The sequence below is a fragment of the Rhodococcus sp. X156 genome, from assembly GCF_004006015.1.
Taxonomy (GTDB): Bacteria; Actinomycetota; Actinomycetes; order Mycobacteriales; family Mycobacteriaceae; genus X156.
In genome coordinates, this window is sequence record NZ_CP034766.1 from 600,312 (window position 1) to 618,726 (window position 18,415).

Annotated in this window: 15 protein-coding genes; 10 read left to right on the top strand and 5 right to left on the bottom strand. The window is 71.6% G+C overall.

The window, feature by feature from the left end; all coding sequences use genetic code 11:
* The first annotated feature begins 25 nt into the window (after positions 1–25).
* Positions 26–1,030 (top strand): GGDEF domain-containing protein, encoded by a 1,005-nt coding sequence (locus ELX43_RS02875; protein ID WP_127782046.1) that lies wholly within the window; start codon positions 26–28, stop codon positions 1,028–1,030.
* A 14-nt stretch (positions 1,031–1,044) separates the two neighbouring features.
* Here the strand turns inward: ELX43_RS02875 and ELX43_RS02880 are convergent, their stop codons facing one another.
* From ELX43_RS02880 to ELX43_RS02895, 4 genes are all read right to left on the bottom strand, one after another.
* Positions 1,045–2,055, bottom strand: coding sequence for a sensor domain-containing diguanylate cyclase (locus tag ELX43_RS02880; protein ID WP_206518088.1), 1,011 nt, complete (start codon positions 2,053–2,055; stop codon positions 1,045–1,047).
* A gap of 46 nt (positions 2,056–2,101) precedes the next feature.
* Positions 2,102–3,550: a glutamate synthase subunit beta gene (locus ELX43_RS02885; RefSeq protein WP_127782047.1), complete on the bottom strand. Its 1,449-nt coding sequence runs from the start codon at positions 3,548–3,550 to the stop codon at positions 2,102–2,104.
* Positions 3,543–8,123: a glutamate synthase large subunit gene (gene gltB, locus ELX43_RS02890; RefSeq protein ID WP_127782048.1), complete on the bottom strand. Its 4,581-nt coding sequence runs from the start codon at positions 8,121–8,123 to the stop codon at positions 3,543–3,545. The genes ELX43_RS02885 and gltB overlap by 8 nt, the downstream gene beginning before the upstream one ends.
* Before the next feature lie 253 nt (positions 8,124–8,376).
* Positions 8,377–10,008, bottom strand: a complete 1,632-nt coding sequence (locus tag ELX43_RS02895; RefSeq protein ID WP_127782049.1) for an ABC-F family ATP-binding cassette domain-containing protein — start codon at positions 10,006–10,008, stop codon at positions 8,377–8,379.
* An 87-nt stretch (positions 10,009–10,095) separates the two neighbouring features.
* On the opposite strand from ELX43_RS02895, the gene ELX43_RS02900 reads away from it, so the two are divergent.
* From ELX43_RS02900 to ELX43_RS02910, 4 genes are all read left to right on the top strand, one after another.
* Entirely contained in the window at positions 10,096–11,757 is a 1,662-nt protein-coding gene (locus ELX43_RS02900; protein ID WP_127782050.1) for a DUF885 domain-containing protein, read from the top strand.
* Positions 11,754–12,494 carry a tyrosine-protein phosphatase gene (locus ELX43_RS02905; protein WP_127782051.1) on the top strand — a complete coding sequence of 247 codons (741 nt, stop codon included), beginning with the start codon at positions 11,754–11,756 and terminating at the stop codon, positions 12,492–12,494. Before ELX43_RS02900 ends, ELX43_RS02905 begins: the two co-directional genes overlap by 4 nt.
* A 78-nt stretch (positions 12,495–12,572) precedes the next feature.
* Positions 12,573–12,722, top strand: coding sequence for a hypothetical protein (locus ELX43_RS17540; protein ID WP_164860558.1), 150 nt, complete (start codon positions 12,573–12,575; stop codon positions 12,720–12,722).
* On the top strand, positions 12,719–13,420 hold the full coding sequence (locus tag ELX43_RS02910) for a hypothetical protein (RefSeq protein WP_127782052.1): 702 nt from the start codon (positions 12,719–12,721) through the stop codon (positions 13,418–13,420). Before ELX43_RS17540 ends, ELX43_RS02910 begins: the two co-directional genes overlap by 4 nt.
* 28 nt (positions 13,421–13,448) lie before the next feature.
* Here the strand turns inward: ELX43_RS02910 and ELX43_RS02915 are convergent, their stop codons facing one another.
* A complete protein-coding gene (locus tag ELX43_RS02915) occupies positions 13,449–14,228 on the bottom strand; it encodes an enoyl-CoA hydratase-related protein (RefSeq protein WP_127782053.1) in 780 nt (259 codons plus the stop codon).
* Positions 14,229–14,369: 141 nt separating this feature from the next.
* On the opposite strand from ELX43_RS02915, the gene ELX43_RS02920 reads away from it, so the two are divergent.
* The 5 genes from ELX43_RS02920 (at position 14,370) to ELX43_RS02940 (ending at position 18,372) form a co-directional block, all read left to right on the top strand.
* Positions 14,370–15,662 (top strand): cytochrome P450, encoded by a 1,293-nt coding sequence (locus ELX43_RS02920; RefSeq protein WP_127782054.1) that lies wholly within the window; start codon positions 14,370–14,372, stop codon positions 15,660–15,662.
* 37 nt (positions 15,663–15,699) lie between these two features.
* Positions 15,700–15,891: a ferredoxin gene (locus ELX43_RS02925; RefSeq protein ID WP_127782055.1), complete on the top strand. Its 192-nt coding sequence runs from the start codon at positions 15,700–15,702 to the stop codon at positions 15,889–15,891.
* Between the two features lie 55 nt (positions 15,892–15,946).
* Entirely contained in the window at positions 15,947–16,786 is an 840-nt protein-coding gene (locus ELX43_RS02930) for an aldo/keto reductase (protein ID WP_127782056.1), read from the top strand.
* Between the two features lie 114 nt (positions 16,787–16,900).
* Positions 16,901–17,845: a helix-turn-helix transcriptional regulator gene (locus tag ELX43_RS02935; RefSeq protein WP_127782057.1), complete on the top strand. Its 945-nt coding sequence runs from the start codon at positions 16,901–16,903 to the stop codon at positions 17,843–17,845.
* 194 nt (positions 17,846–18,039) lie between these two features.
* Entirely contained in the window at positions 18,040–18,372 is a 333-nt protein-coding gene (locus tag ELX43_RS02940; protein WP_127782058.1) for a hypothetical protein, read from the top strand.
* The last annotated feature ends 43 nt before the right edge of the window (positions 18,373–18,415 follow it).

The window sequence follows — 18,415 nt, forward strand, 5'->3', positions numbered from 1 at the left end:
CAATGGTGTTGGGGGAGATGTCCGCATGACTCAACGGGGGGAGCCCGCCGACGTATCTCCGTCGGCGGCGGACGGTCAGCGGGCGCTGGGGAACGCCCTGATCGACCGGGCCCGGAGCGTGGCCGAGACGGTGGCCGCGACCGTGACCATCGAGCGACGCCCGGACGGGGTTGCCGCCGACGTGGTCAGCCGGCTCATCATGGTGCCGTGCGTGCTGGCCACCGAGCTCATCGGCCGCTACCTGGCCACCGGCGAGGGGGCGACGCCGAGCGAGTCCCGCGCGCTGGCCGACAGCGGCGGGCCGTCAGCCACCGACAACTTCGGCCTGGCCGACATCGCGCGGTGCTACCTGGCCTGGCGCGACGTCACCATCAGCGTGGCCCGCGAGGAGGGTGCGCGGCTGGGCGTGGACGACGAGCTGCTGCGGCAGGTGTACCGGATCGTCCGGCAGAGCTGCGACGCCAGCCTGGTGCACATGGTCCGGGAGTTCGACGTCAAGCGCTACGACCTGCAGGACCGCCTCGCCGCCGAGCGGGCCAAGCTGGCGCACCTGGCCATGCACGACCCGCTGACCGGGCTGGCCAACCGGGCGCTGCTGCTGGACCGGCTGACCCACGCGCTGGTGAGCCCGGCTCGCCGGGCGCGGCAGGTGGGGGTGCTGTTCCTGGACCTCGACGACTTCAAGGCGGTCAACGACCGCTTCGGCCACCAGACCGGGGACGCCCTGCTGGTGGCCATCGCCGAGCGCCTGTCCGAGGTGCTCCGCCCCTCCGACACCGTGGCCCGCCTCGGCGGCGACGAGTTCATCATCCTGTGCGAGGACCTCTCCGCGGGGGAGGAGGAGCTCGACCGGCTGGTGGACCGGGTGCAGCAGGCCTGTGCGGACGCCTCCGCGCGGGTGGGGCTCAGCTCGGAGATCAGCGTGAGCGTGGGGTGCGCGGTGGCGGGCACCGGCAACGACCCGGAGCAGGTGCTGGCCGCGGCCGACGCGGCGATGTACGCCAACAAGCACCGCGCCCGGCTGGGCTGAGGCCCGCGGGGCGGCTAGCCCTGCCGGTGCCGGGCGGAAGCGCCACGGCGGGTGCGCTTCTGGGCGTACATCGCGGCGTCGGCGTCCCGCACGGCGCGGGCGAGGCCGCCGGCGATGGTGTACGAGGCGTGCCCGCAGGAGCCCGCCGCGCCGCACTCGTCCAGCGTGGCCTGCAGGCGCTGCACCAGGGAGACCGCCCGCTCGGAGCCCACGCCGTCCAGCAGCACCCCGAACTCGTCCCCGCCGAGGCGGGCCACCACGTCGGTGGGGCGGACGGCGGCGGTCAGCGTCCGCGCGGCCAGCTGCAGGTACGCATCCCCGGCGTCGTGGCCCTGGCTGTCGTTGACCACCTTGAGGTCGTCCAGGTCCACCACCACCACCGTGCAGGCATCGCCGAAGCGCCGGTAGCGGTCTTCCTCCATGGTCAGCACCCGGTCCCACCCGCGCCGGTTGAGCAGCCCCGTCAGCGCGTCGGTCTCCGCGGCGAGCTCGGCGCGCTCCAGGTCGCGCTCGATGGCGGTGTGCTCGAGGTCGGCCTCCAGCACCGTGCCCAGCAGACCGGTGAGCAGGCGCAGCAACGGGTGGTGGTCGGTGAGCTCGGCGCCCCGCGGCGCGGGGTCCAGGCCGCACAAGGTGCCGTAGAGCTCACCGTTGCCGCGGTAGATGGGTACCCCGATGTAGGCGCCGATGGCCACGGTCTCGCGCACGGGGGCGGTGCGGTAGATCTCCACCTGCTCCACGTCCGGGGCCACCTCCGGCGCGTCACCGACAACGGCGTGCTGGCACAACGACTCCGACCACGCCACCGAGTCGCCGACCGCGGTGCCGTAGTCGGGGGCGTCCACCTCCAGGTAGACCTGGCGCTCGCCGTCGTAGCGGGTGACCGACCAGAAGCCCATCGGGATGGTCGCCTGCAGGTAGGCCACCACCGCGTGGCTGGCCTCGTCGAACCGCATGTTCGCGGAGAGGGCGGGAAGCACGACGCCCGCCCTGCTCGTCGGGGGACGTGCAGGGCGGGCGGTCATGGGGCTCAGTGTCGAGGACGAGCGAGGATCTTCACAACCTCGCAGGTCAGCGCTGTGGCTGGGTGGTCGGCGTCACCGGGGAGGGCAGAGCGGTCTCGCCCTCCAGGAAGGTGTCCACCGCAGCCGCGCACGCGCGACCCTCGGCGATGGCCCACACGATCAGCGACTGACCGCGGCCCATGTCACCGGCCACGAACACCCCGTCGACCGTGCTGGCCCACTGCGTGCTGCGAGCGACGTTGCCGCGCTCGGTGAGCTCCACGCCCAGGTCCTCGATCAGCGGGGTCTTCTCCGGACCGGTGAAGCCCATGGCCAGCAGCACCATGTCGCAGTCCAGCGTGAAGTCGCTGTTCTCGACCTTGGTGAACCTGCCGTCCACCATCACCACCTCGTGCGCGCGCAGGCCGGTGAGCTTGCCGTCCTGGCCGATGAACTCCTCGGTGTTGACGGCGTACACCCGCTCGCCGCCCTCCTCGTGGGCCGAGGAGGTGCGGAAGATCAGCGGGTAGGTCGGCCACGGCGTGCTGACGTCGCGCTGTGCCGACGGCTTGGCCATGATCTCGAACTGGTGCACCGTCTCCGCGCCCTGGCGCAGCGCAGTTCCCAGGCAGTCCGCGCCGGTGTCACCGCCACCGATCACCACGACCTTCTTCTTCCAGGCCGAGACGGGGGAGACCTCGAGGTCGCCCTGCTGCACCCGGTTGGCCGGGGGCAGGTACTCCATCGCCTGGTAGATGCCCTCGAGCTCACGACCGGGGATGGGCAGGTCGCGCCACTGGGTGGCTCCGCCGGCCAGCACCACCGCGTCGAAGTCCTCGCGGAGCTGCTCGACCGTGATGTCCACCCCGACGTTGACGCTGGTGCGGAACTGGGTGCCCTCCGCGGTCATCTGCTCCAGGCGCCGGTCGATGTGGCGCTTCTCCATCTTGAACTCGGGGATGCCGTAGCGCAGCAGGCCGCCGATGCGGTCGGCCCGCTCGAACACCGTCACCGTGTGCCCGGCCCGGGTCAGCTGCTGGGCCGCGGCGAGGCCGGCCGGCCCGGAGCCGACGACGGCCACCGACTTGGCGGTCAGCTTGGTCGGCCGGATCGGCTTGACCCAACCCTCGTCGAAGGCGCGGTCGATGATCTCGACCTCCACCTGCTTGATGGTGACCGGGTCGTCGTTGATGCCCAGCACGCAGGCGGCCTCGCACGGCGCCGGGCACAGCCGCCCGGTGAACTCCGGGAAGTTGTTGGTGGCGTGCAGGCGGACGTTGGCCTCGGACCACTCGTCCTTGTAGATCAGGTCGTTCCAGTCCGGAATCAGGTTGCCCAGCGGACAACCGTTGTGGCAGAACGGGATTCCGCAATCCATGCACCGACTGGCCTGGGTGCGGAGCCGGTCGTCCTGGAACTCCTCGTACACCTCTTTCCAGTCCAGCAGGCGGAGCTCGACCGGCCGCCGGGTGGGGAGCTCCCGCTCGTGCTTCAGGAAACCGCGCACGTCACCCACGAGCGGCCGCCATGATTGCCTCGTCCACGTTGCTTCCATCCTTCTGTGCAGTCTCGATCGCCAGCAGCACCCGCTTGTACTCGCGGGGCATGACCTTGACGAAGTGTCCGACCTGGTTGGGCCAGTCGGCCAGGATCCGGGTGGCGACGTCGGAGTCGGTGCAGGAGCGGTGCTCCTCGATGATCTCGCGCAGCCACTCGCTGTCCGCGCCGACCTCCTCCAGGTCCACCATCTCGCGGTTGAGGTCGGCGGGGAAGACGCCCTCAGGGTCGTAGACGTAGGCCTCGCCACCGGACATGCCGGCACCGAAGTTGCGCCCGGTCTCGCCGAGGATGACCACCTTGCCGCCGGTCATGTACTCGCAGCCGTGGTCACCCACGCCCTCGACCACCGCGGTGGCGCCGGAGTTGCGCACCGCGAACCGCTCACCCACCAGTCCGCGGACGAACGCCTTGCCGTTGGTGGCGCCGTAGAGCAGCACGTTGCCGGCGATGGTGTTGTCCTCGGCCACGAAGCCCTTGGCCGAGTTGAGCGGCGGACGCACCACGACGTGCCCGCCGGAGAGGCCCTTGCCGACGAAGTCGTTGGCGTCGCCGAAGAGCCGCAGGGTGATGCCGCGGGGCAGGAACGCCCCCATGCTCACCCCGGCGGAGCCGGTGAGGGTGATGTCGATGGTGCCGTCGGGCAGCCCCGCGCCGCCGTAGAGCTTGGTCACCTCGTGCCCCAGCATGGTGCCCACGGTGCGGTTGACGTTGTTGATCTCCGTGGAGATCTGCACCGGGGTGCCGTGGTTGAGGGCCTCCTGGCTCTCCGCGATCAGCCGCTGGTCCAGCGCCTTGTCCAGCGCGTGGTCCTGGGTGCCCGTGCAGTGCAGGTCCTGGTTCATGAAGGCCGACTCCGGCTGGTGCAGGATCGGCGTCAGGTCCAGCTTGGCTGCCTTGTAGTGGTCGATCGCCCCGGTGGTGTCCAGCATCTCGACGTGGCCAACGGCCTCCTCGATGCTGCGGAAGCCGAGCTCGGCGAGCAGCTCGCGGACCTCCTCGGCGATGTAGGTGAAGAAGTTGACCACGAACTCGGGCTTGCCGTTGAACTTCTCGCGCAGCAGCGGGTTCTGCGTGGCCACGCCCACCGGGCAGGTGTCGAGGTGGCAGACCCGCATCATGATGCAGCCGGAGACCACCAGGGGAGCGGTGGCGAAGCCGAACTCCTCCGCGCCCAGCAGGGCGGCGACCACCACGTCGCGGCCGGTCTTGAGCTGGCCGTCCACCTGCACCACGATGCGGTCGCGCAGGCCGTTGAGCAGCAGCGTCTGCTGCGTCTCGGCCAGGCCCAGCTCCCACGGGGTGCCGGCGTGCTTGAGCGAGGTCAGCGGGGTGGCGCCGGTGCCACCGTCGTGGCCGGAGATGAGCACCACGTCGGCGTGCGCCTTGGACACCCCGGCGGCGACCGTGCCCACGCCGATCTCCGAGACCAGCTTGACGTGCACCCGTGCGGACGGGTTCGCGTTCTTCAGGTCGTGGATCAGCTGGGCCAGGTCCTCGATCGAGTAGATGTCGTGGTGCGGCGGCGGGCTGATGAGCCCGACGCCGGGCGTGGAGTGCCGAGTCTTGGCGACCCACGGGTACACCTTGTGCGCGGGCAGCTGGCCGCCCTCGCCGGGCTTGGCGCCCTGGGCCATCTTGATCTGGATGTCGTCGGCGTTGGTCAGGTACTCCGAGGTGACCCCGAAGCGGCCCGACGCCACCTGCTTGATGGCCGAGCGGCGCAGGTCGCCGTTGGCGTCGGCGGTGAACCGCGCGACGTCCTCGCCACCCTCACCGGTGTTGGACTTGCCGCCGAGGCGGTTCATCGCGATGGCGAGGGTCTCGTGCGCCTCGGCGGAGATGGAGCCGTAGCTCATCGCGCCGGTGGAGAAGCGCTTGACGATCTCGCTGGCCGGCTCCACCTCGTCGATGGAGATGGGCTCGCGCTCGTCGGTGCGCAGCCGGAACAGCCCGCGCAGCGACGCCAGCTGCTCCGCCTGGTCGTTCACCAGCGCGGTGTACTCCTTGAAGACGTCGTAGCGCCCGGCGCGGGTGGAGTGCTGGAGCTTGAACACCGTGTCCGGGTTGAACAGGTGGTACTCGCCCTCGCGGCGCCACTTGTACTCGCCACCCACCTCGAGCTCGCGGTAGGCGCGCTCCTCGGGACGGTCCGGGAAGGCGTTGCGGTGGCGCACGGCGATGTCCGCGGCGATCTCGTCCAGGCCGATGCCGCCGAGGCGGCTGGTGATGCCGGTGAAGTACTCCCGGACCAGCTCCTCCGACAGCCCGATGGCCTCGAAGACCTGGGCGCCGGTGTAGGAGGCGAGGGTGGAGATGCCCATCTTGGACATCACCTTGAGCACGCCCTTGCCCGCGGCCTTGACGTAGTTCTGGATCAGCTGGTCCAGCGTCAGGTCGTTGTCGCGCAGCCGGCCCCGGTCGAGCAGGTCCTCGAGGGTCTCGAAGGCCATGTAGGGGTTGATCACCGCGGCGCCGAACCCGATGAGCAGGGCCATGTGGTGCACCTCGCGGGCGTCACCGGCCTCCACGATCAGGCCCACCTTGGTGCGGCTGCGCTCGCGCACCAGGTGGAAGTGCACCGTGGCGGTGAGCAGCAGGGAGGGGATCGGCGCCAGCTCGGCGGAGGAGTTGCGGTCGCTGAGCACGATCAGCGCGGCGCCGTCGGCGATGGCCGCGGAGACCTGGCGGCGGATGTCGTCCAGCGCCGCAGCCAGGCCGGGGCCGCCATCGGCCACCGGGTACAGCCCGGAGATGACGGCCGAGCGGAAGCGCGGCTGGTCCCCGTCGTCGTTGGCGTGGATCAGCTTGGCCAGGTCGTCGTTGTCCACGATCGGCTGCGGCAGGATGATGTGCCGGCACGACTCCGGGGTGGGGTCGAGCAGGTCGCCCTCGGGCCCGATGGTGTTGCCCAGGCTGGTCACCAGCTCCTCGCGGATGGCGTCCAGCGGCGGGTTGGTGACCTGGGCGAACAGCTGCGAGAAGTAGTCGAACAGCAGCCGCGGACGCTTGGACAGCACGGCGATGGGGGTGTCGGTGCCCATCGACCCGATCGCCTCGGCGCCGGTGGTGGCCATCGGGGCCAGCAGCAGCTCCAGCTCCTCGGCGGTGTAGCCGAACATCTGCTGCCGGCGCAGCACCGACTCGTGCGAGTTGCGCACGTGCGGGCGGGCCGGCAGGTCGGCCAGCTTGACCACGCCCTGTGCCAGCCACTCGCCGTAGGGGTGCTCGGCAGCGAGCTCGGACTTGAGCTCCTTGTCGCTGACGATGCGGCCCTGGGCGGTGTCGACCAGCAGCATGCGGCCGGGCTTGAGGCGGATCTTGCGGACCACGGTCTCCGGGTCGATGTCCAGGACGCCGACCTCGGAGGCCATCACCACCAGGCCGTCCTCGGTCACCCACACCCGGGAGGGGCGCAGGCCGTTGCGGTCGAGCACCGCGCCGACCACGGTGCCGTCGGTGAACGCCACCGAGGCGGGTCCGTCCCAGGGCTCCATGAGCGCGGCGTGGTAGCGGTAGAAGTCCCGCTTGGCGGGGTCCATGGTGGCGTGCTTCTCCCACGCCTCCGGGATCATCATCAGCACGGCGTGCGGCAGGCTGCGCCCGCCCAGGTGCAGCAGCTCCAGCACCTCGTCGAAGCGTGCGGTGTCGGAGGCACCCGGCGTGCAGATGGGGAACAGGCGCTCGAGGTCACCGAACTTGTCGGTGTTGATCAGCGCCTCGCGGGCCCGCATCCAGTTCTCGTTGCCGTTGACGGTGTTGATCTCACCGTTGTGGGCGACGAGCCGGTACGGGTGCGCCAGCGGCCAGGAGGGGAACGTGTTGGTGGAGAACCGGGAGTGCACCAGCGCGAGCGCGCTGTCCATCCGGTCGTCCTGCAAGTCGAGGTAGAACTCGCGCAGCTGCGGGGTGGTGAGCATGCCCTTGTAGACGAACGTGCGTCCGGACAGGCTGGGGAAGTAGGCGGTCTCCCGGCCCTGGCCCCGGCCGGGCCCCTCGGTGCCCAGCTCGCGGGCCACCCGCTTGCGCACCACGAAGCACTTGCGCTCGAGGTCCATGCCGGTAACAGCGCCATCCTCGGCCGCGATGAACAGCTGACGGAACGTCGGCATCGCGTCACGGGCGAGAGCCCCCAGGGAGGACTGATCCACCGGAACCTCGCGCCAGCCCAGGACCTGGAGGCCCTCGCTGACCACCACCTGCTCGATCTGCTCGGTGGCGGCGACGGCCTCGCTGGCGGCCTGCGGCAGGAACGCGATGCCGGTGGCGTAGCTGCCCGGCTCGGGCAGCTCGAAGTCGCAGACGGCACGGAAGAACGTGTCGGGAACCTGGATGAGGATGCCGGCACCGTCGCCGCTGTTCTGCTCGGCACCGGCAGCACCACGGTGGTCGAGGTTGATCAGTGCGGCGATGCCCTTGTCGACGATGTCTCTGCTACGACGGCCGTGCATGTCCACGACGAAGGCGACACCACAGGCGTCGTGCTCGTTGGCGGGGTCGTACAGGCCTTGCCGGCCAGGCAGTTCACTCATTGGTCGCTTTCAGCAGCGGGGAACACGGAGATTGCACCACTCGGGACGACACTGGCCCGATGGATCACGATACCTGACGCTGCACAGTCCGGGCGGCCCTCGGGCCGCGCTCTGGTGGCTGACCGGTGCGGCTCTTGAACAGACCGGTCAGCAAATAATCGAATCGGGTTTTGCCCGAAGGGGAACGTTAGGTCATGGGAGCCCTTCCGCGCCAAGTCAGAACGACGGGCAGTGACTCCCACCACTCACCGCGTCACTCGCTGTCGTGCAACCGGCCGGCGGTCAGCTGCCAGCGGCGGGTGCTGCGCACGGTGGTGAGCATCCGGCGGTCGTGGGTCACCAGCAGCAGGGTCCCGGCGTAGTCCTCCAGCGCCTGCTCCAGCTGCTCGATGGCCGGCAGGTCGAGGTGGTTGGTGGGCTCGTCGAGCACCAGCAGGTTCACCCCGCGGGCCTGCAGCAGCGCCAACCCGGCGCGGGTCCGCTCACCGGGGGACAGCGACGCGGCGCTGCGGCCCACGTGCGCCCCGCGAAGCCCGAACTTGGCCAGCAGGGTGCGCACCTCGGCGTCGGGAAGCTCGGGGACCGCCTCGCCGAACGCGCGGGCCAGGCTCTGCTCGCCCAGGAAGGCCCGCCGAGCCTGGTCCACCTCGCCCAGCTGCACGCCGCTGCCCAGGTGGGCGGTGCCCGAGGTGGGCTGCAGCCGGCCCAGCAGCAGTCCCAGCAGGGTGGACTTGCCGGAGCCGTTGGCGCCGGTGAGCACGATGCGGTCGCCGACGTCCACCTGCACGGTGACCGGACCCAGGGTGAAGTCGCCGCGCTGCACCACGGCACCGTCCAGCGCGGCCACCACCGAGCCGCCGCGCGGGGCGGCGGCGATGGACATCCGCAGCTCCCACTCCTTGCGCGGCTCCACCACCTCCTCCAGCCGCTCGATGCGCCGCTCGGTCTGGCGGGCCTTGGCCGCCTGCTTCTCGCTGGCGTCGGCCTTGAACTTGCGGCTCTGCTTGTCGGAGTCGTTGGCCGACTTCTTGGCCTTGCCCACCCCGGCCTTCATCCAGCCCCGCTGCATGCGGGCCCGGTCCTCCAGGCCCGAGCGGGTGTCGGCGTAGTCGTCGTAGGCCTCGCGGGCGTGCCTGCGGGCGGTCTCGCGCTCGGTCCGGTAGGCCTCGTACCCGCCGGAGTACTGGCCCACCTGCTGCTGGGCGAGGTCCAGCTCCACCACCCGGTTGACGGTGCGGGCCAGGAACTCGCGATCGTGGCTGACGATCACCGCGGGGGTGCTGAGCTGGCTGACGAAGCGCTCCAGGCGGGCCAGCCCGTCCAGGTCCAGGTCGTTGGTCGGCTCGTCCAGCAGCAGCACGTCGTAGCGCGACAGCAGCAGCGAGGCCAGCCCGGCACGCCCGGCCTGCCCACCGGAGAGGCTGGTCATCGGGGCGCTCAGGTCGGCGCCCAGCCCGAGGTCGGCGACCACCGCCTGGGCGCGCTCGGGCAGGTCCGCCCCACCCAGGGCGAGCCAGCGCTCCAGCAGCGCGGAGTAGTCCTCGCCGCCGCCGGTGGCCATCTCCTCCGCCGCGGCGTCCATCAGCCGCTCAGCCTCGGTGACGCCGGTGCGGCGGCCCAGGAAGTCCAGCACCGTCTCGCCGGGCACCCGGTCGGGCTCCTGCGGCAGGTAGCCGACGGTGGCGTCGGGCGGGCTCAGTGCCACGGTGCCCTCGGCGGGGCGGTCCAGGCCGGCGAGGATGCGCAGCAGGGTGGACTTGCCGGCCCCGTTGGCGCCCACCAGGCCGACCACGTCGCCCGGGGCCACCACCAGGTCGACGTCGGAGAACAGGGTCCGCTCCCCGTGGGCGGCGGCGAGGGCGGTGGTCTGCAGCGTTGCGCTCATGGTGGGGCCTGACAGTACTGGCGGGCCGAACCCGCCCTGGCGGCTGCCGGGGTGCGCGGGAGGGAGGTGGGCAGGGAAGATGCGGGCATGGCTGACACTCCCCGGCAGATTGCGGACCGCTACCTGGACGGGGTGGCTCGGCTGAGTCCCACGGTGTCCACCGAGCTGGGGCTGCCCTACGGCGCCGGCGAGCTGGACGACTTCTCCCCGGCCGGCACCGCCGCGCAGCTGCAGCTGGTGCGGGCCACCCTCGACGAGCTGGCCGACGCTGACGCGACCGACCCGGTGGAGGCGCGCTGCGCCACGCTGCTGCGCGAGCGGCTGGAGGCCGAGCTGGCCCAGATCGAGCACGGCGAGGACCTGCGGGCCATCCGCAACCTGTTCTCCCCGATGCACTCGGTGCGGGAGATCTTCACGATGATGCCCACCGAGACCGAGGCGGACTGGGAACAGGTGCGCCTGCGCCTCACCGCGGTGCCGCGCTCCTACGCCGGGTACACCGAGTCGCTGCGGGAGGGGGTGCGGCAGGGGCTGCTCGCGGGGCCGCGGCAGGTGAGCACCGCCATCGACCAGCTCACCGCCTGGCTGGACAGCCACTACTGGGCCGAGCTGGTCGCCCCGGCACCGGAGTCGATGGCGGCAGGGCTGGCCGCCGCGGCCGACGAGGCCACCGGAGCGTGCGTGGCGCTGCGGGAGTTCCTGCGCGACACCTACGCGCCGGTCGCCGCGGTGGAGCCGGACACCGTGGGCCCGGAGCGCTACGCCCGCTGTGCGCGGTACTGGACCGGCTCCGACGTGGACCTGCAGGAGGCCTACGCCTGGGCGTGGGAGGAGTTCGCCCGCATCGACACCGACCTCCGCGCGGAGGCCCAGCGGGTGCGGGCCGGCGCCACCCCGGCCGAGGCGATGGCCCTGCTGGCCAGCGAGGGCGAGGCGGTGGAGGGCGTGGAGCAGGTGCGCCAGCGGCTGCAGGCGATGATGGACACCGCCGTGGCCGAGCTGGACGGCACCCACTTCGACCTGGCCGAGCCGGTGCAGAAGGTGGAGGCGATGATCGCCCCCGCCGGGGGTGCCGCCGCGCCGTACTACACGCCGCCGTCGCTGGACTTCTCCCGCCCGGGCCGCACCTGGCTGCCCACCATGGGCCAGCAGCGCTTCCCGCTGTGGGACCTGGTGAGCACCTGGTACCACGAGGGTGTGCCCGGCCACCACCTGCAGCTGGCGCAGTGGATCCTGGTGGCCCCGCAGCTGAGCAAGTACCAGACCACCCTGGGCATGGTCAGCGCCAACGCGGAGGGCTGGGCGCTGTACGCGGAGCGGCTGATGGACGAGCTGGGCTACCTGCGCACCCCGGGCGAGCGCATCGGCTACCTCGACGCCCAGCAGATGCGGGCGGTGCGGGTGATCATCGACATCGGCATGCACTGCCAGCTGAGCATCCCCGACGACGCCGACTTCCATCCCGGCGAGCAGTGGACCCCGGAGCTGGGCCGGGAGTTCTTCGGGCTGCACTGCGGGCGCAGCGCGGAGTTCGCCGACTCCGAGCTGATCCGCTACCTCGGGATGCCCGGCCAGGCCATCAGCTACAAGCTGGGGGAGCGGGCCTGGCTGCGGGGCAGGGAGCTGGCCCGCGCCGAGCAGGGGGACAGCTTCGACCTCAAGCGCTGGCACATGGCCGCGCTGTCCATGGGCTCGCTGGGCCTGGACGACCTGGTGGACGCGCTGCGCACGGCCGGGGCACCGGCATGAGCCCGCGCGAGCTGGACCTGCAGGGCGCGGTCAACGTCCGCGACCTGGGCGGGCTGCCCACCGCCGACGGTCGGACGGTGCGCAGCGGGCGGCTGCTGCGCTCCGACAGCCTCTCGGAGCTGACCGAGTCCGACGTCCGCACCCTGGTGGACGAGCTGCAGCTGGAGCTGATCATCGACCTGCGCGCGGCCGCGGAGGTGGAGCGCGACGGGCGGGGCCCGCTGGCGCAGCGGCCGGTGCGCTTCGCCAACCTGCCGCTGCAGGGCCAGCACCAGGTGCGCCTGGACCTGGCCGCCGACGCCGGGCAGGACGGTGACCTGGCGGCGCACTACGCCAGCTACCTGGAGCACAGCGGCCCGAACCTGGTGGCTGCTGCGCGCCTGCTGGGCCAGACCCGCACGGCCTCGGTGGTGCACTGCGCGGCCGGCAAGGACCGCACCGGCATCCTCGTGGCCCTGGTGCTGCAGGCCCTCGGCGTGGCCGCGGAGGAGGTGGTGGCCGACTACGCCGCCACCGCCGCGAACATGCCGCGGGTGCGGGAGCGGCTGTTCCGCAGCCCCAGCGCCCAGCTCCGCGAGACCTTCACGGTGCCCGACTGGATCTTGGCCGCGGAGCCGGACACCATGCGCCGCTTCCTGACCCACCTCGACGGGTGGGGTGGGGCGGCGGCCTACCTTGCTGACCAGGGGTTTTCCCACGCGGAGCTGGTCGCTCTGCGTGACAACCTGCTCACCTGAGCAGTGGTGGCCGAGTCCGGCTCGCGCAGTCATCATCGAAGGGGAACACCGGACTGACCACGGCAGAGGGAGCGCCCCATGTGCAACATCGGTATGGAGATCCGGGAAGTCGAGTTCGAGCCGCTGGAGCCGGCGGTGGAGGCTCCGGTGTCCATCCCTGAGTCGGCGGAGGCTCCGGCGGACACCGACCAGCAGCCGGCGCGGCAAGGGCCAGGCAGGACCCGGTGAGCACGGCGCGGGGCGGTTTCGTCGGCCCCGCCGCGCTGGTGCCCGGCGAGCTGCGGGGCTACCGGCAGTTCCGGCTGGAGGGCGACGGGCTCTACCCGCTGGTGCAGGCCGCGCTCGGTCCGTGGAGCGGGGGCGTGCAGCAGGCGGTGTGCGGCAACGGCGCCGAGCACGGCGCGCCGGACAGGGACTGCAGCTGCGGGCTCTACGGCTGGTACCACCCGGACAGCGCCACCGGGTTCGTGGACGAGGTGAGCGCGGTGGTCGCGGTGCGGGGCCGCAGCATCCTCGGGGAGCAGGGCTTCCGGGCGGCGGCCGCGCGCATCGAGGCCGTGGCGCTGCCGTGGTCGATGTGGGCCCGGCCGGGCGCCGCGCGGCGGGCCCGGCGGATGCTCGCCACCCGCTACCCCCACGCCAAGCGCTACACCTCGCGCCGCAAGATGGTGCGCGACCACCCCCCGTCCGACCTGCGGGAGCTGGGCATCGACCCCACCCCCGGGGTGGCGCGCCGGCACATGCGGGCCGCCCTGTGCGTGTGGGTGGTGGCGCTGGTGGGCTTCTACTCCGCCGCCCTGCTGCTGCCCCAGGGCCCGCCCGCGCACTGGGGCTGGATCGCCGTCGTCATCGGTCTGGTGACGGCCCAGGTGGGTGCGGTGCCGCTGGTGGCCCGGCTGATCGGCGACCAGAAGGGTTCGGGCTGAGCGCAGCCACGCGCCCAGTCAAAGGGCCTCAGTGAAAGCGCGGGGTGCGTCGCTCCACGAAGGCCCGCACCCCTTCCCGGCCGGCCGGGGACTCCGCGCGGGCCGCGATGGACTGCGCCTCCGCGTCCAGGTGCTCGGCCAGGCCCCGGTGGTTGCCGTCGCGCAGCAGACCCTTGATCGCCCCGAGGGCGCCGGTGGGACCCTGGGCCAGCTGCGTGGCCAGCGCCAGCGCGTGCTCGGCCACGTCGTCGTCGGCGACCAGCCGGCTCACCAGGCCCAGCTCGTGCGCCTGGCGGCCGGTGAGGGTGCCGTCGGTGAGCAGCAGGTCGCGGGCCCGCGCGGCACCGATGATGCGGGGCAGCGTCCAGGACATGCCGCCGTCGGGGGAGAAGCCCAGTGCCGGGTAGGCCGGGCGGAAGCTGGTGCCGGGGCCGGCCACCACCAGGTCGGCCGCGCACGCCACGCTCATCCCGGCGCCGGCGGCCCAGCCGTGCACCGCGGCGACCACCGGCACCGGTGCCTCGCTGAGCGCGAGCACGAAGGTGTGGAAGCTGCGGGCCACCGCGCCCACGTAGCCCGCGACGTCCTCGGCGGCGGCGAAGGCGCGCACGTCGCCGCCGGTGCAGAAGCTGGACCCGGTGCCCACCAGCAGGATGGCGCCGGTGCGGTCGTCGGGGGTGATGGCCCCGATGGCGCCTGTTGCCTCCCGCAGCGCGTCGTCGTTGAGCGAGGACCCCTTGGCCCCGGTGGAGATGGTGCAGCGCAGCACCCGTCCCACGTGCTCCACGTAGCCAGCCGACTCAGACATCAGACCTCCTGGTTAGCAATCGATTTCGCCCAGCATGCCGTGCCGGCCCGGGCCGGGGGGCCGATGGCCGGCTCGGCTTGTACATGGCGGGCAAGGGTGTAAAGGTGATGGGCGTCACCGCACGAGCGAGGAGCACGCGCAATGAGCACCAGTGAGCTGACCGGCAGCGCTGCCGAACGAGCCGCACGCCCGTACGACGAGGTGGACCTGTCGTCCATGGACTTCTGGTCGGCGACGGCGCAGGAGCGGGAGCGGGTCTTCGCGGTGCTGCGGGCCGAGCGTCCGGTGTCCTGGCACCGCCCCGCCGCGGAGCCGCTCATCGAGGACCCCAACGACCAGGGCTTCTGGGCGGTGGTGCGCCACGCCGACCTCATCGAGGTGACCAAGCGGCACGAGGACTTCCTCTCCGGCGAGGGCATCATGTTCGACTCCGTGCCCCAGGAGCTGCTCGACGGGGCCCAGGGGTTCATCGCCATGGACCCGCCGCGGCACACCAAGGTGCGCCGGCTGCTCACGGCGGCGTTCACGCCCAAGCAGATACGGCGCATCGACGACCAGATCCGGGCCAACGCGCGCCGGGTGGTCGACGCCATCGCCGCCAAGGGTGAGGCCGACTTCGCCACCGACGTCGCCGCGCTGCTGCCGGCCTACAACATCTTCGACATGGTGGGCGTGCCCGAGGCCGACCGGGAGCGCATCCTCGCCTCCTCGCAGTTCGCCGGCGGCATGCACGACCCGGAGGTGATGGGTGGGCGCGAGGTGCTGCCCACCCTGTTCGAGTCCATGCTCGAGCAGCGGGAGTACGTCGGCGGGCTCATCGCCCAGCGCCGGGAGAACCCCACCCCGGACCTGCTCACCGCGCTCACCCAGGCCGAGGTGGACGGCGAGCGCCTCACCGACATGGAGATCATCTCCTTCTTCGGGCTGCTCATGGTGGCCGGCACCGACACCACCCGGCAGAGCCTGAGCCACGGCATGCAGGCGCTGCACGACTTCCCCGACCAGCGAGCGTGGCTGATGGCGGACTTCGACGGCCGCATCGCCATGGCGGTGGAGGAGATGGTCCGGTGGGCCACCCCCATCATGACCTTCCGCCGCACCGCCGCCCGCGACTGCGAGCTGGCCGGCCAGCGCATCACCGCCGGCGACAAGGTGGTGATGTTCTACGCCTCCGCCAACTGGGACACCGAGGTGTTCGACCACCCCGAGCGGCTCGATCTCTCCCGCCACCCCAACCACCACATCAGCTTCGGTGGCGGCGGCATCCACCACTGCCTGGGCGGCCAGCTCGCCCGCCAGCAGATCCGTGCCCTGTGGGACGAGGTGCTGCACCGCCTGCCCGACATCCACGTCAGCGGGGAGCTGCTGCCCACCCGGAGTAACTTCTTCCACGGCGTGAACCACCTGCCGGTCCGCTTCACCCCGGCCCGGTGAGCCGAAGCGTGCCCGATCCCGAACCCGAGGAGTGTCCGTGAAGATCGAGTTCAACGAGAACGCGTGTGCCTCCACCGGCATGTGCGAGGCGGTGGCGCCAGACCTCTTCGAGATCGGCGACGACGGCTACCTGCACATCCTGGACACCACACCCGCGGACGAGCAGCGCGCGCTGGTGGAGGAGGCGGTCAGCTCCTGCCCCACGGGAGCGCTGTCGCTGGCGGACTGACCAGCACGTTCCGCGCGCAGGGAACACGGTGGCCTCGGGCCCGGTTGCACCCAGCATGACTTCACCGACAACGTCCGTGCCCGCAGTCACCCTGAACGACGGCCACACGATCCCGCAGCTCGGGTTCGGCGTCTTCCAGGTCCCCGCGGAGGAGACCTACGACGCGGTGACCGCCGCTCTGCAGGCCGGCTACCGCAGCATCGACACCGCCAAGGCCTACGGCAACGAGGCGGCGGTGGGTCGCGCGATCGCCGACTCCGGGCTGCCCCGCGGCGAGCTGTTCGTGACCACCAAGCTGTGGAACGACGACCACGGCCACGACTCCGCCCTGCAGGCCTGCGACGCCAGCCTGGCCGAGCTGGGGCTGGACTACCTCGACCTCTACCTCATCCACTGGCCGACGCCCGAGCGCGACCGCTACGTGGCGTCCTACCGGGCGTTCGAGGAGCTCCAGGCCGCGGGCAAGGTGCGCTCCATCGGCGTCTCCAACTTCACCATCGACCACCTCACCCGGCTGATGGACGAGACGTCGGTGGTGCCGGTGGTCAACCAGGTGGAGCTGCACCCGAACTTCACCCAGAAGGAGCTGCGGGCCTTCCACAAGGAGCACGGCATCGTCACCGAGGCGTGGAGCCCGCTGGCCCAGGGCGACCTGCTGGCCGACCCGGCGCTGGTGGCCATCGGCGAGGCGCACGGCAAGACCGCCGCCCAGGTGGTGCTGCGCTGGCACGTGCAGCTGGGCAACGTTGCGATCCCCAAGTCGGTCACCCCGGAGCGGATCGCGGCCAACATCGACGTCTTCGACTTCGAGCTGACCGGCGACGAGATGGTCACCATCGACACCATGGGCAACGGCGAGCGCCGCGGACCGGACCCGGACACCTTCAACGGCTAGTGATCCCGCCCGCTGAAGTTGCCCCACAACGGATTTTGTGGTGGAGCACCCGTTGGGCGGTAGGGCACAATGGCGAAAACCCTGAGACAGGGATGAGCCAGGGGGGACCGCCGCGTGGACAGCGTTGTCGTTGACCGCATCCGGACGACCGAGGTGTCGCCGTCGGACCGGTTCGCCTACTGGGAGCGCTCGGTGAGCTCCAGCCTGCAGCCTGTGCTCATGCGTCCGCTGGGCGGGCACTCCACCGACTTCCGGGCTGAGGCGGTCAGCGCCCGCGCCAACGGCGCCACCATCATGAGCGGGGTGGTGGACCCCTACCGCTCCGAGGTCACCGCCGCGCAGGCCGGCCACCAGGATGCCACCCGCCTGCTGGTCACCCTGCCCAGCGACGGCCAGCTCTTCGTGGACGCCCGGGGCCAGCAGTCCTCCTACGGCCGGCACACCCTGCTGCTGCAGTCCGACGACGAGCCGATCGTCAAGACGCACGCCATCCGGGCGCCGATGGTGCTGCTGTCGGTGAACTCTGCCGAGCTGTCCATCCCGATGACCACGCTGCGCGCCATGATGTTCCGCCCGCTGCGCGTCGATCCAGCGCTCAGCGCCGCCCTCACCGGGGCGGCGCGGGCCGCCCGGCAGAGCGTTGCGCCGCTGGACGCCACCGGCATGGGCCTGTACCTGAACGGCCTGGTCGAGATCTTGGTGCGCTCGGCGATCGGACGGCAGCCCGACCACAGCGGGACCGTCGCCGTGCGGCGGCAGCAGGCCAGGGACGTGGTACGTGCCCGGCTGGCCGACCCTGCGCTGTCCACCGCCACGGTCGCCGCAGAGCTGGGGATCTCGGTGCGCCGGCTGCAGCAGATCCTGGCTGGTGGCCCCTCGGTGGCCCAGCAGATCCGGGAGCTGCGCATCGCCAAGGCCGGCAAGATGCTGCGCGACCCGATGGCCCGCCGCATGACCATCGCGGAGATCGCGGAAGCCTGCGGCTACCGCGACCACGCGAACTTCTCCCGTTCCTTCCGTGCCAGCACCGGACACACCCCCCGGGAGTACCGGCACTGAGGCTCGGCCCGGTAGGTCAAGGGAACTTTGCAATTCACGCAACGCAACTTGCTCGGCGTCAGCAGGCGCAGCCAAGATCGTCGCGAGCCGCGCCCGTGGGGCGGCTCCGGTGACCCTGCTGAAGAGGGGACAGCAGGGTTGCTGGTGGTACCGCTGGATCGGTGGCACCACTCGGCGGCGAATATCGTGAGGGCATGAGCACCACCGACACCGTCGAGGGCCTCGAGTCCATGGTCGAGTGGTGCGTCCCCGGGTTCGTGGAGTCGGCGCGACGGGCACGGCTGCCCGGCACCTACCGCGGTGAGCGGTTCTGGCACGGCAAGCCGACCGTCGAGCGCCACAAGTTCTGGACGGTGTCCATCCCGTGCCTGACGACCGAGTCCGGCCGTGCGGTGGCCCGCGTGCACTTCGACGGGCGCTGGGACTGGGTGGTGCGGCCGAGCGAGGGCACGGTGCTGCCCACGGGGCTGGACCAGGTGCAGGCGGCCTTCGACGCCGCTCTGCGAGACGGCGCGGGCTCGCGCTAGCTGCGGGGGTGGATCAGCCGCGGATGGTCTGCACGAGCAGCAC